This window comes from Duganella alba (assembly GCF_009674495.1).
Lineage (GTDB): Bacteria > Pseudomonadota > Gammaproteobacteria > Burkholderiales > Burkholderiaceae_D > Rugamonas > Rugamonas alba.
In genome coordinates this window covers 48199-63042 of the sequence record NZ_WKJN01000010.1, presented here as the reverse complement: position 1 = coordinate 63042, position 14844 = coordinate 48199, and the positions used below count along the sequence as shown (strand labels likewise).

Sequence of the window (14844 nt, the reverse complement as noted above, 5' to 3'; positions counted from 1 at the left end):
CTCCGTGGTGGTTTGAAAGGCTTGCTGCACCGGGAACTATAACGCGAATGTCAGTGCGCGCCGATATTCTTGTCGAGGAATTTGTCGACCCGGTCCCAGAAGTCGACGCGGTTCTTCGGCAGCTTCCAGCCGTGGCCTTCCTCCTCGTACTCGATCAGCTCGACGTTTGGATTGGTGGCCTTGATCGCCTTGTAGAACTTGATGCTGTGCGCCGGCGTGACACGGGTGTCGGCGCCGCCGTAGGCCATCAGCAGCGGCTGCTTGATCTCGGCCGCCCGCAGCAGCGGCGAGGTGGCCTTGAACTGCTCGGCGTCCTTTTCCTGGTCGCCGATCAGCGCCGGCATGCCGTAGCGCTTGTAGTCGTCGCTCATGTCGGAGCGGTAGTTCCAACTGCCGTCGTAGAGCAGGTTGATGTCGGTGATGCCCAGCCATTCCACGCCGCACTTGTACAGGTCCGGGTCCTTGATCAGGCCCATCAGCGTGGCGTAGCCGCCGTAGTTGGGGCCGCCGATGCAGATGCGCTGGGCGTCGGCATAGCCCTGGGCGATCGCCCAGCGGGTACCGTCGGCGATGTCGTCCTGCATCTTCATGCCCCACTGCTTCCAGCCGGCGCGGAACAGCTTGCTGCCATAGCCGGTGCTGCCGCGATATTCCGGTTCCAGCACGGCGTAGCCGCGCGAGGCCAGGAACTGCACCGCCGGCACCCACTCCCAGCTGCCGCCGCGCGCCCACGGCCCGCCGTGGACCAGCACCACCATCGGCAGGTTCTTGCCGGCGCCCTTGGGCAGCGTCAGCCAGGCTGGAATGGAGAGGCCGTCACGCGCCTTGTAGTGCACCAGTTCCTTGCGCGCCATCTGGTTCGGGTCGATGTTGGGAAAGGTCGCGCTGATCATGCGCAGCTTACCGGTTTCGCTGTTGTAAAGCATCAGGCGCCTTGGCCAGATGTCGGCATAGGCGCTCACCATCACCCACGGCGTTTCGGCCCGCGACGGCAAGGTCAGCAGGTTGGCGGTGTTGGGCAGCAGCTGGTCGACTTTGGCCTGCATCGCCTGCATGGCCGGATCGAGCCAGGTGGTGCCCCAGGCATCGGTCAGGTGGCGCACGCCCAGCAGCTTGTCCTTGTCCATGATCAGCTGGCCGTTGAAGTCGTAGCCCTCCAGGTTGACCAGCGCCTTGTCGGACAGCTTGCCGCTGGCGATGTCGTAGCTGTAGACCGAGGTGGTGTCCTGGCCGGGCGTGGTGTGGATCACGTACAGCGTGCCGTCGTTGCCGAACGCCAGCGGGCGGAAGCCGCCGCCACGGCCGGTGTAGCGTTCGAAGTCGGTCAGCTTGCGCCAGTCCTTGGTGGCCGGGTCGCGGTAGTAGATGTTGTTGCTGCCGCCTTTTTCGCGGGTGGTGGTCAGGCGCGGCTCGCCTTCGTTGTCGAGCATCCACGCGACGCTGTCGCCCGGACGCGGCACGTTGCCGCTGGTGCGGCCGGTGACCGTATTCAGGCGTAGCACGCTGCTGGACAGGAATTCGCCGGTGTTGCTGTAGTTGCGGTCCAGCACGTAGATGAAGTCCGAGTCCTGCGCGCCGCGCTGGCCCATCAGATAGGTGTGCCACGGCAGCAGGTCGCGCGCGGCGGTGCTGGCGCCGCTGGTCAGGAACGGCTGCCAGCTGCGCATCGCCAGCTGGCGGAAGCCGGTGCCGTCGCGGTTGATGGCGTACAGGCCCGGGGCGTAGCGCATGTCGGCCTCGCCCAGGTCGCGGTCGGCAGCGGTGAACACCAGGCGGTTGTCGTTGACCCAGCGGTACTGGCCGACATCGGCGTCGTTGAAATTGCCCACCACCTTGATGCCGTCGGTGGCCAGATCGACCACGCCGAGCACGTCATGTTTGCCCTTGGTGGCCAGGCGCACGGCCAGGTATTTGCCGCTGGGCGAGAGCACGGCGTCGCTGAATTCAGGATTGGTGAAGAAGTCGGCGCTGGGCGGCAGGGCCTTGGCGGCGTCGGCGGCGAGGGCGTGGCCGCAGAGGAACGCGCCGGCCAGGGCCAGGGCGCGCAAAAAGTGGTGGGAGCGCATATGCCTTGTTATAAAATAAGTAACTGAGGCAAGATAGCACCAAGTTGCCAAAACCGCCAAGGGGCAATTGTATTTTATTGTTGTTCCGGCGCGCGGATGTAATCGACCAGCGCCCCGGTCTGCGGCCCCGGCGCCGGCGTCAGCAGGCTGACGACGATAATCGTCAGCAGCCCGGCCGGCACGCCGAAGATGCCGGCCGAAATCGGCGCGATGTGGAACCACTGCGAGGCCGCGCCGCCGCCCAGGATCGGATTGGTGTGCAGCATGTAGTACACGCACACGACGAAGCCGGCGATCATGCCGGCGATCGCGCCCTGGTGGTTGGCGCGCTTCCAGAACACGCCCAGCACCAGCGCCGGGAACAGCGTCGAGCCGGCCAGCGAGAAGGCCGCGCCCACCAGCGACAGGATGTCGCCCGGCTTGGTCGAGGCGGCGTAGGCGGCGATGAAGGCCACCGCCAGCAACAGCAGCTTGGAAATCGTCACCCGCTTTTGCGTCGAGGCGCTGCGGTCCACCAGCTTGTAATAGACGTCGTGCGACAGCGCGTTGGAGATGGCCAGCAGCAGGCCGTCGGCGGTGGACAGCGCGGCGGCCAGGCCGCCGGCCGCCACCAGCCCGGAGATCACATACGGCAGGCCGGCGATTTCCGGCGTGGCCAGCACCAGCACGTCGGCGTCGATGGTGATTTCGGCCAACTGCACCACGCCGTCGTGGTTGATGTCGTTGATGCTGAACAGCGGATTGAGCTTGTCTACATTGGCCCAGTACGAGACCCAGTTCGGCAGGTGGTCGTAGCTGGTGCCGACCAGCGCGTTGTAGATGTCGTACTTGACCAGCACCGCCAGCGCCGGAATGGTCAGGTAAATCAGCAGGATGAAGAACAGCGTCCACAGCACCGACACGCGGGTGTCGTGCACCGACGGCGTGGTGTAGGAGCGCATCAAAATGTGCGGCAGCGCGGCGGTGCCCAGCATCAGGCAGAACACCAGCGCCAGGAAGTTGTTGCGCTTGATGTCCGAGGTTTCCGGATCGCCCGGATAGGGCGTGGCGTGCGGCGTGATCGGTTCGGCGCGTTGCAGGTTCTGCTCGCGCGCTTCGGTCCACATGCGTTCGGCTTCGTCGGCGTTCTTGGGGTAGGCCACCAGCTCGCGTTCGGCGTTGCGGATGTCGAGCAGCGAGGCGTTGCGCGTCTTGACGCTGTCCAGCTTGCGCTGCGCCTCGATGCGGCCGGTTTCCCACGATGACGGCAGGCTGGCCAGGCGGCGCTCGTAATCGGCGGCGCGCTGGCGGAACACGGCGCGCACTTCGGCTTCCTTCGGATCTTCCTGCAGCACGTGTTCGCGCGCGCTCAGCTTGGGCAGCAGCTTGCCGTAGGCGACTTGCGGAATCGGGTTGTCGGTGTGCTTGGCCGACAGCCAGATGGCGGGGATCAGGAACGCCACCAGGATGATGATGTACTGCGCCACCTGGGTCCAGGTGATGGCGCGCATGCCGCCGAGGAAGGAGCACACCAGGATGCTGGCCAGGCCGAGGAAGATGCCGACCGAGAAGTCGACGCCGGTGAAGCGCGAGGCGATCAGCCCCACCGCGTAGATCTGCGCCACCACGTAGGTGAAGGAGACGATGATGGTGGCGATCACCGCCAGCACGCGCACGGTCTTCGCGCCGAGGCTGCCGGCGTCGGGATGGTCGGCGCCGCCGTAGCGTTCGGCCAGGAAGTCGGGAATGGTGTATTGCGCGAACTTGCGCAGGTAGGGCGCGATCAGCAGCGCCACCAGGCAGTAGCCGCCGGTCCAGCCCATGATGTAGGCCAGGCCGTCGAAGCCATGCAGGTACAGGCCGCCGGCCAGGCTGATGAAGCTGGCGGCGGAGATCCAGTCGGCGGCGGTGGCCATGCCGTTGAACATGGCCGGCACGCGCCGTCCGGCCACGTAGTATTCCAGCACGTTGGAGGTGCGGCTGATGACGCCGATCAGCGCGTACAGCACGATGGTGGCGAACATGAACAGGTAGCCGATCCACACGCGCGGCATGCCTTCCTGTTCCAGCGCGGCCAGCGCGATCAGGAAGCCGCCGAAGCCGGCGGTGAACATGGCGTAGTAGCTGCGCAGGCGCTGGAAGAAGGTGCGGGGCGGCTTCAAGCGTGCGGCTCCGCTTGCTGGCGCGCGGCGCGGTCCAGCCGTCGCATGCGCCAGGCGTAAAAGGCCAGGATGGCCAGGTAGACCAGCGACGCGCCCTGCGCCGCCAGGTAGAACGACAGCGGCCAGCCGAACACGCTGAGGCCGGCCAGCTCGCGGGCGAAGAAGGCGGCGCAGAAGCCGGTCAGCAGCCAGAGCAGGAGCAGCAGCGCGGTCATGCGGCGCGTCTTGTGCCAGTGCTGTGTGCGCGTCAGCGGAGCGTCCGGCGGTATCGGTTTATCCATAATATGGCGGCTCGTCGTCCGCTGGCGGCGACGCCGGCGGCAGTGGGAAGGTCAGTCGGAACAGCGCGCCCGGCAGCTTGGGCTGCGTGGCGCGCGGATTGCTGAAGATGTCGACCTCGGCGCCATGCTGCTGCGCGATCTCGCGCACGATGGCCAGCCCGAGGCCGCTGCCTTCGGCGGTATTGCCGAGAATCCGGTAGAAGCGCTCGAACACGCGCTCGCGCTCGCCCTGGGCGATGCCCGGCCCCGTGTCTTCCACTTCCAGATAGCCGTGTTCCAGATCGTCGCTGCGCACGCGCACCGTGACGCTGCCGCCGGCCGGCGTGTAGCGCAGCGCATTGTCGATCAGGTTGGACAGCAGCTCGCGCAGCATGGTCGGATTGCCGGTGATGTGCAGCGGCTGCGGCGGCGCCTCGAAGCCGAGGTCGATGCGGTGCGCGAACGACGCCTGCACCCAGTCCTGCACCACGTTGCGCGCCACCTCGCCCAGGTCCAGTTGCAGCATGGCGCTGCCGGTCTGCGGCTGGTTCTCGGCGCGCGCCAGGGCCAGCAACTGATTCACCAGCCGCGTGGCCGCCTCCGAGCTCTTGGCCAACTGCTCCAGCGAGCGGTGGATTTCGCCGTTGTCGGTCTGGCGCAGCGCCAGCTCGGACTGCATGCGCATGCCGGCCAGCGGCGTGCGCATCTGGTGCGCGGCGTCGGCGATGAAGCGCTTCTGCATGTCGATGGTCAGCGACAGGCGCGCCAGCATCTCGTTGAGCGAGCGCACCAGCGGCGTGATCTCCTCCGGCACCTGGTTGGAGCCGATCGGACTGAGGTCTTCCGGACTGCGCGCGCGGATGCGTTCCTGCAGCTGCGCCAGCGGCGACAAGCCGCGCGCCAGGGCAAACCACACTAAAGCAAGGACAATCGGCAACACGATGAACTGCGGCAGGATCACGCCCTTGATGATGGCGTTGGCCAGCTGCGCGCGCTTCTCCAGCGTTTCCGCCACCTGCACCAGCGCCAGCTGCGGCTCGCTGCCGTCGCTGCGCTCGATCTGCACGTAGGCGAAGGCGATGCGCACCGGCGTGCCGTGCATGCTGTCGTTGCGGAAGCGCACGCCGCCGGAGCTGGTCTTGTCCTCGTCGTCCAGCAGCGGTTGCGGCATGTCGCGGTCGCCGTCGATGTGCTCGCCGCGCGGGCCCTGGATCTGGAAATAGACGTTGTCGATGTCGTCGGCGCGCAGGATGTCGCGCGCCGAGCCGCTCAGGCTTTTGATCAGTTTGCCGTCGACCGAGCGCACCTGCTGCGCCAGCACGGTCACGCTGTCTTCCAGCGCGTGGTCGAACGGCTGGTTGGCGATCGACTTGGCCACCAGGTAGGTGATGGCGATGCTCATCGGCCACAGCAGCAGCAGCGGCGCCAGCATCCAGTCCAGGATTTCGCCGAACAGGGAATGCTGGATATCCTCGTCCGCGTCGGGCGCGGGCGGCTGATAGTCCAGGTCGGCGGATTCCTGGGTCACTTCGGCGCGGTCCCGGCGTCCGCCTCGGCGCTGGCGCGCGCGGCGTCGTTGAATTTCTCCAGGCAGTAGCCGAGGCCGCGCACGGTGGCGATGCGCACGCCGCCCAGTTCGATCTTCTTGCGCAGCCGGTGCACATAGACTTCGATGGCGTTGTTGCTGACTTCCTCGCCCCATTCGCACAAATGGTCGACCAGCTGTTCCTTGGACACCAGCCGCCCGGTGCGCGCCAGCAGGATTTCCAGCAGGCCCAGTTCGCGCGCCGACAGGTCCAGCATCTGGTCGTTGATGTAGGCGCTGCGGCCGACCTGGTCGTAGCTCAGCGGACCGTGCCTGATGACGGTGGCGCCGCCGCCGGCGCCGCGCCGCACCAGCGCACGCACGCGCGCCTCCAGTTCCGACAGGGCGAACGGTTTGGCCATATAATCGTCGGCGCCGAGGTCGAGGCCGTTGACGCGCTGCTCGATCGAGTCGGCGGCGGTCAGAATCAGCACCGGCAGCAGTGAGGAACGGGCGCGCAGGCGGCGCAGCACTTCCAGGCCGGACAGCTTGGGCAGGCCCAGGTCCAGGATCAGCAGATCGAATTCCTGGGTCGACAGGGCGGTGTCGGCTTCCTGTCCGTTTCGCACGCAATCGATGGCATAGCCGGACTGCCGCAAGGATCGGGTCAGCCCGTCGGCCAGAACGCTGTCGTCTTCGGCAAGTAAAATACGCATGTAAACCACTCCTGATGCACAAACCCTATTTTGGCGAGTTTTTGTGCAATCTCAAAGAATTTGCGTAAATCCCGCTTGCATTAAGCACTGTTTTTTTATACAGTGCTACCTGTATCGAACAACCCAACTGGCTGAAAGCACATTATGGACGACAAAAAAGGCGTAGTACCTGCATCTGAAAAAGCCAAGGCGCTGGCTGCTGCGCTGGCCCAGATCGAAAAGCAATTCGGTAAAGGTTCCGTCATGCGCATGGACGCCAGTGCGCCGATCGAGGAAGTCCAGGTCGTGTCGACCGGCTCCCTGGGCCTGGACGTGGCGCTGGGCGTCGGCGGCCTGCCGCGCGGCCGCGTGGTGGAAATTTACGGCCCGGAGTCGTCGGGTAAAACCACGCTGACCCTGCAAACCATCGCGGAAATGCAAAAACTGGGCGGCACCTGCGCCTTTATCGACGCCGAGCACGCGCTGGACGTCGGCTATGCCCAGAAACTGGGCGTCAACCTGCACGAACTGCTGATTTCGCAGCCGGACACCGGCGAGCAAGCGCTGGAAATCTGCGACGCGCTGGTCCGTTCCGGCTCGGTGGACATGGTGGTGGTCGACTCGGTCGCCGCGCTGACGCCGCGCGCCGAGATCGAAGGCGACATGGGCGACTCGCTGCCAGGTCTGCAAGCGCGCCTGATGTCGCAAGCGCTGCGCAAGCTGACCGGTTCGATCAACCGCACCAACACCCTGGTCATCTTCATCAACCAGATCCGCATGAAGATCGGCGTGATGTTCGGCTCGCCGGAAACCACCACCGGCGGTAACGCGCTGAAGTTCTACGCCTCCGTGCGCCTGGACATCCGCCGCACCGGCTCGATCAAATCGGGCGACGAGGTGATCGGTAACGAAACCAAGGTCAAGGTCGTCAAGAACAAGATCGCGCCGCCGTTCAAGGAAGCGCACTTCGACATCCTGTACGGCGCCGGCACCTCGCGCGAAGGCGAGATCCTGGACCTGGGCGTGGAAGCCAAGATCGTCGAGAAATCGGGTTCGTGGTACAGCTATAACGGCGAACGCGTCGGCCAGGGCAAGGACAACGCCCGTATCTTCCTGCAAGAGCGCCCGGAACTGGCGTGGGAAATCGAAAACAAGGTGCGTGAATCGCTGGGCGTGCGCGCGCTGCCGCCACTGTCCACCGACAACACCGTGGTCAAGCTGAAGTCGGTTGACAAGGCCGATAAAGGCGACAAGGCCGACGCCGCTTAAATAGTATGCGCCAGCCGCAACTGAGTCTGAAAGCGCGCGCGCTGCGCTTTCTCTCCATGCGCGAGCATAGCCGGATGGAGCTGGCGCGCAAGCTGTCCAAGTATGCGGAGGAGGGCGACGACCTCGACGCCCTGCTCGATCTGCTGGAAAAGAACAACTGGCTGTCGCAGGAACGCTTCTCCGAATCGCTGATCCACCGCCGTGCCGCCCGGTACGGCAACAGCCGCATCGTCGCCGAGCTGCAAAGCCACGGCGTCAATGGCGACGCGCTGCAGGAACTCAAATCCAATCTCGCCGATACCGAAATCGCGCGCGCCAGCGAAATCTGGCAGCGCAAGTTCGGCACCGTGGCAAACGATCCACAGGAACGACATAAGCAAATCCGCTTTCTGTTGCAGCGTGGCTTCTCTCAACGCACTGTACAAAAGGTCATCAAAGGCGCCGATCTCGACGACTGAGTATCCACTCGGTGCGCGGTGTGCTAAACTTTGCGGGTTTTTGCAGCACCGCGGGTGCGGTGGTTGTCCGTAGAAGCTGCGGCAACGTGCATTTTTAGTAAGAGAAAATGCGCCAGGCTGCTAACTAATTAAATGCCGCGAGAGCGGTATCGATCTTATGTCCTTGTTAACTCCAGTTATCCGACGTGCGCTGCGGTCCTCGCGCGCAACCGCTATCCCGAACCGGGATGGTGTGCGGACTATTGGCGGCGCCCCTCTGCATCAACCATCGTTTCACTCCCCAGAATTCCAAGCTCTGTGCCTGATTAGCGGCGCAGCGGCGAAGTTTTACCCGCGCTCTGTGGACAAAGCAGCACCGGGTAGCGCGTAGCAACATTATCTGCTTAATCATTCAACCGATTTATACACATCAGCATCAGAAGGGAAGCCAGCATGAAAATCCATGAGTATCAAGGCAAAGAAATCCTCCGAAAATACGGAGTGACGGTACCGCGCGGCATTCCGTGCCTGTCCGTTGAAGAGGCAGTGAAAGCTGCTGAAACCTTGGGCGGCCCAGTCTGGGTTGTGAAAGCTCAAATCCACGCCGGTGGCCGTGGTAAAGGCGGCGGCGTGAAAGTTGCCAAGTCGCTGGAACAAGTTAAAGAATACGCTGACCAGATCCTGGGCATGCAGCTGGTGACCCACCAGACCGGCCCGGAAGGCCAGAAAGTACGCCGCCTGCTGATCGAAGAAGGCGCGGACATCAAACAAGAACTGTACGTATCGCTGGTCACCGACCGCGTGACCCAGCGCGTTGTGCTGATGGCCTCGTCGGAAGGCGGCATGGACATCGAAGAAGTTGCCGAGTCCCACCCAGAAAAAATCCACTCGATCGCCATCGATCCAGCCGTCGGCCTGACCGACGCTGACGCTGCCGCCATCGCTGCCAAAATCGGCGTGCCGGAAGGCTCGATCGCTGACGCTGTCACCAACCTGAAAGGCCTGTACAAAGCCTACTGGGAAACCGACTCGTCGCTGGCTGAAATCAACCCGCTGATCGTCACCGGTTCGGGCAAGATCATCGCCCTGGACGCGAAGTTCAACTTCGACGCCAACGCGCTGTTCCGTCAACCAGAAATCGTCGCTTACCGCGATCTGGACGAAGAAGATCCAGCGGAAGTTGAAGCATCGAAATTCGACCTGGCCTACATCTCGCTGGACGGCAATATCGGCTGCCTGGTGAACGGCGCCGGTCTGGCCATGGCCACCATGGACACCATCAAGCTGTTCGGCGGCGAGCCTGCCAACTTCCTGGACGTCGGCGGTGGCGCCACGGCCGAGAAAGTGACCGAAGCCTTCAAGATCATGTTGAAAAACCCAGGCCTGAAAGCCATCCTGGTCAACATCTTCGGCGGCATCATGCGTTGCGACGTGATCGCCGAAGGCGTGATCACCGCATCGAAAGCAGTTTCGCTGCAAGTACCGCTGGTGGTCCGCATGAAGGGCACCAACGAAGACCTGGGCAAGAAAATGCTGGCGGACTCCGGCCTGCCGATCATCGCCGCTGACACCATGGAAGATGCAGCTAAGAGCGTTGTTGCAGCCGCTGCTGGTAAATAATTAAGGAACCGATATGTCTATTCTGATCAACAAAGACACCAAAGTCATCACCCAGGGTATCACCGGTAAAACCGGCCAGTTCCACACCCGCATGTGCCGCGACTACGCGAACGGCAAAAACGCCTTCGTGGCAGGCGTGAACCCGAAGAAAGCCGGCGAAGATTTCGAAGGCATCCCAATTTTCGGTTCGGTGAAAGAAGCCGCTTCGGAAACCGGCGCCACCGTGTCGGTGATCTACGTGCCGCCAGCAGGCGCTGCCGCTGCAATCTGGGAAGCTGTTGAAGCCGACCTGGATCTGGCAATTTGCATCACCGAAGGCATCCCAGTGCGCGACATGATGGAAATCAAAGACCGCATGGCCAAAGCTGGTTCGAAAACCCTGCTGCTGGGCCCTAACTGCCCAGGTCTGATCACCCCAGACGAAATCAAGATCGGCATCATGCCAGGCCACATCCACAAGAAAGGCCGTATCGGCGTGGTTTCGCGTTCGGGCACCCTGACCTATGAAGCAGTGGGTCAGCTGACCGCACTGGGCCTGGGCCAATCGTCGGCAGTTGGTATCGGCGGCGACCCGATCAACGGTCTGAAGCACATCGACGTGATGCGCATGTTCAACGAAGATCCTGATACCGACGCGGTCATCATGATCGGCGAAATCGGCGGTCCGGACGAAGCCAATGCAGCCCGTTGGATCAAAGACAACATGAAGAAACCGGTAGTTGGCTTCATCGCCGGCGTTACCGCTCCTCCAGGCAAGCGCATGGGCCACGCCGGCGCGCTGATCTCGGGCGGCGCGGACACCGCACAAGCCAAACTGGAAATCATGGAAGCTTGCGGCATCACCGTGACCAAAAACCCATCGGAAATGGCACGCCTGCTGAAAGCAATGCTGTAATTTTCGTCCACGCAGTTGTGGAATAATAAAGGGGAGCCATCGTGCTCCCCTTTATTTTTGGCGGGGCGGCGGGGCGGACTGTGACTGCGCAACAAACGGCACTCGTACAACCCGCACACCGCTGCGGCCAGGGTCAGACCCCGCATGGGGTCTGACCCTTTCGTTCGGGGTACTGGCGATGTGCGTGCTTGTAACCCAGGAGACCAGATTGGCGAAGATCCTCATCGCGCGCGATGGAGCACTAGAGCAGCAAATCCAGTTGAGCAAGGAGCGCATGACGCTGGGCCGTCACCCGCGCAACGATATCGTGCTGACGCATCCGGCGGTCAGCGCCGAGCACGCCGCCATCGTCACCATCCTCGACGACTCGTTCCTGGAAGACCTGCACAGCACCAACGGCACCTTCGTCAACGGCCACCGCATCGGCAAGCATTTTTTGCAACACCAGGACAGCATCAAGATCGCCAAGTTCCAGTTGACCTTTGTGGCGGACGGCATCCGCCCGCTGGCTGCGGCGCAGCCGGTGCTGGCCGAGCTGTCCATCCTGAACGGCAGCAACGCTGGCAAGCACGTCGCGCTGACGAAGCCGCAGACCACGCTGGGCCGCGCCGGCGTGCAGGTGGTGGTGATTCATCGCCATCCGCAGTTCTACACCATGACGCACACCGAAGGCGAGGCCGCGCCGCTGCTGAACGGCGCGCCGGTGGACAAGCAGAGCGCCGAGCGCCTCAGCGATGGCGACATTCTCGACCTCAGCGGCACGCAGATGACCTTCCGCGTCGCCTGACAATTTTTGTCAATCCGACTTGTGCTGACAAATTACGGCGGTCCGGACTGACAAAAAACGGCAGTTTTTGTGCCGATTTGCTGAAAATTTGAGCAAAAACAAGCTGGCACACCAATTGCGCTAAGGGAGATGTGTCACCCAACAATGCCTTCACACCCTTAGGAGCCGTACCATGAAATCGATGAAAATGATGAAGAAACAAGCACAGGCCGGCTTTACCCTGATCGAGCTGATGATCGTGGTCGCCATTATCGGCATCCTGGCCGCCGTGGCGATTCCGCAGTACAGCAACTACACCACCAAAGCTAAAGTCGCCAACGCGATGTCGGCTGTTGATCCGTACAAAACAGCTGTGGCGTTGTGCATCCAGGAAAACGGTAACAGCAAGACTGATTGCAGCAGCACTGCCAATAACGGTAAAGGTATTCCAACCGCCTTTACTGCCACCAAAGAACTCAGCGACGTGACTGTAGAAAACGGCAAGATCACGGCTACCTTTAATTCGGGCGTTGGTACTGGTGTGGATGGGATGAACATGACGTTCGATCCTAACATCAGCGATACTGGCGTTAGCTGGACCATTGGCACTAGCGTGACGAACGACGCCGCCAAGGGTGCAATCCTGAAAAATAGCGCTACTCAATAATCAGCTTCAATAAGAAAACCCGGCATCTGCCGGGTTTTTTTTCGTCTGCTCAAACGATCTTCTGGCGGTCGGCGATCAGCGCTTCGTAGGTCAGGTTTTGCAGCATCGTGTAGTGGACCGGATCGAGATCGACAAACTGCACGCCGTAGGTGAATACTTCCGGCTTGTCGCTGGCCGCCGGCTTGACGACATTGATGTTCCGGATCGTCGCATTCGGATTGACGCGCACCTGCCGGTTGCCCGGCTGCGCAATCAGATAGAACGACAGCCCGACCTGCGCATCGCCATCCGTCAACTGCTTGGGCGACTCGATCAGCGCCCCGGACACGCTCAAGTTCACCAGAAACACCGACGTGTGGCTGCCGGAAGCGGTCGTGATCTGCGCCGGAATATCCACCTTGACCCGCATCGCCGCGCGCAGGCTGGTGCCCTGGATCGACTTCGGAAAACTCAGGTGCGCATAAAACAGCGGACGCGGGAACACGCGCTGCACCACGCACGAGAAGGAACACACGTTCACGCCGGAAAACACGCGGATCGTCAGCTTATCGCCTTCATTGAGCGCGATTGGCGCATTGTTCTCGAAGGGCACCTTGACGATCATGTACTCATCCTTCACCCAGCCGATCAGGGTGGAGAAGTGCTGGACAGGTTTGATGGTACGGTGCGTGATGAACTGAATTCTGCCGCCTACTTGCAGGTTCATTTGCTCAAACTCGTATTCCTGAGTTTTGGCTTCGCTTGGCGGAGGGTTGCTGCTCATGCAAATCTTTCTATATGCGCAAAACGGCTACGGTGACAACACCGTCAAAAAATTGTTCCTGCGACATTAATTATATGCGCGCTAACGAAGTGTGACAATCGAGCAATACAACACATTGCTAATCGGTCATACAGCGGGCGACGGCGCAACGTTATAGATTCGGCCGTTTTGGAGTTTGTAGTAGCTATCATCCATAATGCCAAGATGCTTAACCACTTGGGAATGCTTTATGTCGCAAGAGATACCCGTTCAGGCCCTCGCAGCAATTGCAACGTTAGTCGCAGCTTTGATTGCTGGCGCGATCTCGTTCGTCAGTCTCACCATGACCAAAGAGCAGAAAACTTCAGAATTTAGACAAGCGTGGATAGATGCTCTTCGCGAGGACCTGTCAACATTCTTTGCTTGTGCCCGTGCATTCGCCCGTGCTACTGAGGAGCGTCATATACTCGGCCCAAACTACAAAGACCAAGTTTCATTTCCAATCAGCGACGAACGGGTCAGCGATATCCGATTTCAAATAGCTGAGGTGCACTACCGCATTAAGCTTCGACTGAATTCGGAGGAGGCGGAGCACAAGGAGCTGATGCGGCTGATGGTGGGCGCTATCGTAGAACAAAATAAGATGATTCAGCAAAGAGGTACTAGTGATGCCACACTAAAAGCGCTAGAGCTCGCTGCTGACTATGCTTCACCGATACTCAAAAAAGAGTGGAGGCGAGTAAAGGAAGGGGAGCGCCCGTTCCGTATTGCCCGTAACTGGATGGCCCCTGCTATCGTACTGGTGTCTGTGGGGTTTATCGTACTCATTTGGACAGGCACGTTCAAAATTTAATCTGAGCGCATCTTTGGGGCTGCAAGGTCAGAATTCCCTCCTCAACGAAAGGCGTCTATGTATATGCGTGAGACAATAACCACTGAGGAACGTCGTACTTTCAGCTAGTTGTTCATTTACTCGCGGAAATTACCCAATCCAATTGATCCGTCTTCCACTGCATGTAAAACCCTAGCCACGCGGTCGTATGCCCCCCTCATAACTAAGCTCCTTCAGGTCCAAATGGAGCTGTTTCAAATTTCTCTCTACTTACGCGGTTTGTTTGTTTGTTTGTTTGGGTCTTTAACCAGCCTGATAGCTGAACTGAATACTTATGATGCCGAACCGCTAAGGTCCGAAGAAAAGTACCAGAATTGTTTGAATCATCGATTAAGAAAAATTTACTCACCAAATCAATTGCTTAGCTCGTCGCACTCCAGTCGCCCGACTTGCCGCCGTGTTTTTCGGTGACGCGGATGTTGGACATGACCATGCCGCGATCCACGGCTTTGCACATGTCATACACAGTCAGCAGGCCGATCTGCACCGCAGTGAGTGCTTCCATCTCCACCCCGGTCTTGCCGTAGGTTTCCACTTGCGCCTTGCAGTGGACGGTGGAATTGGCCTCGTCGGTTTCGAAGTCCACCGCCACGCGGGTCAGGGCCAGCGGGTGGCACAGGGGGATCAGGTCGCTGGTGCGCTTGGAGGCCATGATGGCGGCGATGCGGGCGATGCCCAGCACGTCGCCTTTCTTGGCGGTGCCGCTCAGGATGATGGCCAGGGTCTCCGGCTTCATGCGGATCGAGCCGCTGGCCAGGGCGATGCGGTGGGTCTCCGCCTTGGCGCCAACGTCCACCATGTGGGCTTGTCCGGTGGCGTCGAAGTGGGTCAGGTGGTCGGTAGTCATGGTTGCAGCTTAAAATGATTCA

The 14844-nt window shown here is 61.2% G+C and carries 14 protein-coding genes; 7 read left to right on the top strand and 7 right to left on the bottom strand.

Going from position 1 to position 14844, the window contains the following annotated elements:
- Positions 1-50: 50 nt before the first annotated feature.
- The 5 genes from GJ695_RS12225 to GJ695_RS12205 all read right to left on the bottom strand — a co-directional run bounded on the left by GJ695_RS12225 (position 51) and on the right by GJ695_RS12205 (position 6708).
- Entirely contained in the window at positions 51-2066 is a 2016-nt protein-coding gene (locus tag GJ695_RS12225; protein ID WP_154365055.1) for a S9 family peptidase, read from the bottom strand.
- A 74-nt stretch (positions 2067-2140) separates the two neighbouring features.
- Entirely contained in the window at positions 2141-4207 is a 2067-nt protein-coding gene (locus tag GJ695_RS12220; protein WP_154365053.1) for a sodium:solute symporter family protein, read from the bottom strand.
- Positions 4204-4488 (bottom strand): DUF4212 domain-containing protein, encoded by a 285-nt coding sequence (locus GJ695_RS12215; RefSeq protein WP_154365052.1) that lies wholly within the window; start codon positions 4486-4488, stop codon positions 4204-4206. The genes GJ695_RS12220 and GJ695_RS12215 overlap by 4 nt, the downstream gene beginning before the upstream one ends.
- Positions 4481-5995, bottom strand: coding sequence for a sensor histidine kinase (locus GJ695_RS12210; protein ID WP_166455125.1), 1515 nt, complete (start codon positions 5993-5995; stop codon positions 4481-4483). The genes GJ695_RS12215 and GJ695_RS12210 overlap by 8 nt, the downstream gene beginning before the upstream one ends.
- Positions 5992-6708, bottom strand: coding sequence for a response regulator (locus GJ695_RS12205; protein ID WP_154365050.1), 717 nt, complete (start codon positions 6706-6708; stop codon positions 5992-5994). The genes GJ695_RS12210 and GJ695_RS12205 overlap by 4 nt, the downstream gene beginning before the upstream one ends.
- Positions 6709-6852: 144 nt before the next feature.
- Between GJ695_RS12205 and recA the strand changes: the two genes are divergently transcribed.
- The 6 genes from recA (at position 6853) to GJ695_RS30385 (ending at position 12341) form a co-directional block, all read left to right on the top strand.
- Positions 6853-7956, top strand: a complete 1104-nt coding sequence (gene recA / locus GJ695_RS12200) for a recombinase RecA (protein WP_154365048.1) — start codon at positions 6853-6855, stop codon at positions 7954-7956.
- A 5-nt stretch (positions 7957-7961) separates the two neighbouring features.
- Positions 7962-8414 (top strand): recombination regulator RecX, encoded by a 453-nt coding sequence (gene recX, locus GJ695_RS12195; RefSeq protein ID WP_154365046.1) that lies wholly within the window; start codon positions 7962-7964, stop codon positions 8412-8414.
- A gap of 432 nt (positions 8415-8846) precedes the next feature.
- The gene (sucC, locus tag GJ695_RS12190; RefSeq protein ID WP_154365044.1) at positions 8847-10013 is read left to right on the top strand and encodes an ADP-forming succinate--CoA ligase subunit beta; all 1167 of its coding nucleotides are present in this window, start codon (positions 8847-8849) and stop codon (positions 10011-10013) included.
- Positions 10014-10026: 13 nt separating this feature from the next.
- Positions 10027-10908: a succinate--CoA ligase subunit alpha gene (gene sucD / locus GJ695_RS12185; RefSeq protein WP_154365042.1), complete on the top strand. Its 882-nt coding sequence runs from the start codon at positions 10027-10029 to the stop codon at positions 10906-10908.
- Positions 10909-11116: 208 nt separating this feature from the next.
- On the top strand, positions 11117-11695 hold the full coding sequence (locus tag GJ695_RS12180) for an FHA domain-containing protein (protein WP_154365040.1): 579 nt from the start codon (positions 11117-11119) through the stop codon (positions 11693-11695).
- A gap of 190 nt (positions 11696-11885) precedes the next feature.
- Positions 11886-12341: a pilin gene (locus GJ695_RS30385; protein ID WP_208023392.1), complete on the top strand. Its 456-nt coding sequence runs from the start codon at positions 11886-11888 to the stop codon at positions 12339-12341.
- Positions 12342-12390: 49 nt separating this feature from the next.
- Here GJ695_RS30385 and GJ695_RS12170 read toward each other — a convergent pair whose 3' ends face one another.
- Positions 12391-13047: a flagellar brake protein gene (locus GJ695_RS12170; protein ID WP_308492679.1), complete on the bottom strand. Its 657-nt coding sequence runs from the start codon at positions 13045-13047 to the stop codon at positions 12391-12393.
- A gap of 286 nt (positions 13048-13333) precedes the next feature.
- Between GJ695_RS12170 and GJ695_RS12165 the strand changes: the two genes are divergently transcribed.
- A complete protein-coding gene (locus GJ695_RS12165) occupies positions 13334-13936 on the top strand; it encodes a hypothetical protein (protein ID WP_154365034.1) in 603 nt (200 codons plus the stop codon).
- 400 nt (positions 13937-14336) lie between these two features.
- Here the strand turns inward: GJ695_RS12165 and moaC are convergent, their stop codons facing one another.
- Positions 14337-14822 (bottom strand): cyclic pyranopterin monophosphate synthase MoaC, encoded by a 486-nt coding sequence (moaC, locus tag GJ695_RS12160; protein WP_154365032.1) that lies wholly within the window; start codon positions 14820-14822, stop codon positions 14337-14339.
- Positions 14823-14844: the final 22 nt, after the last annotated feature.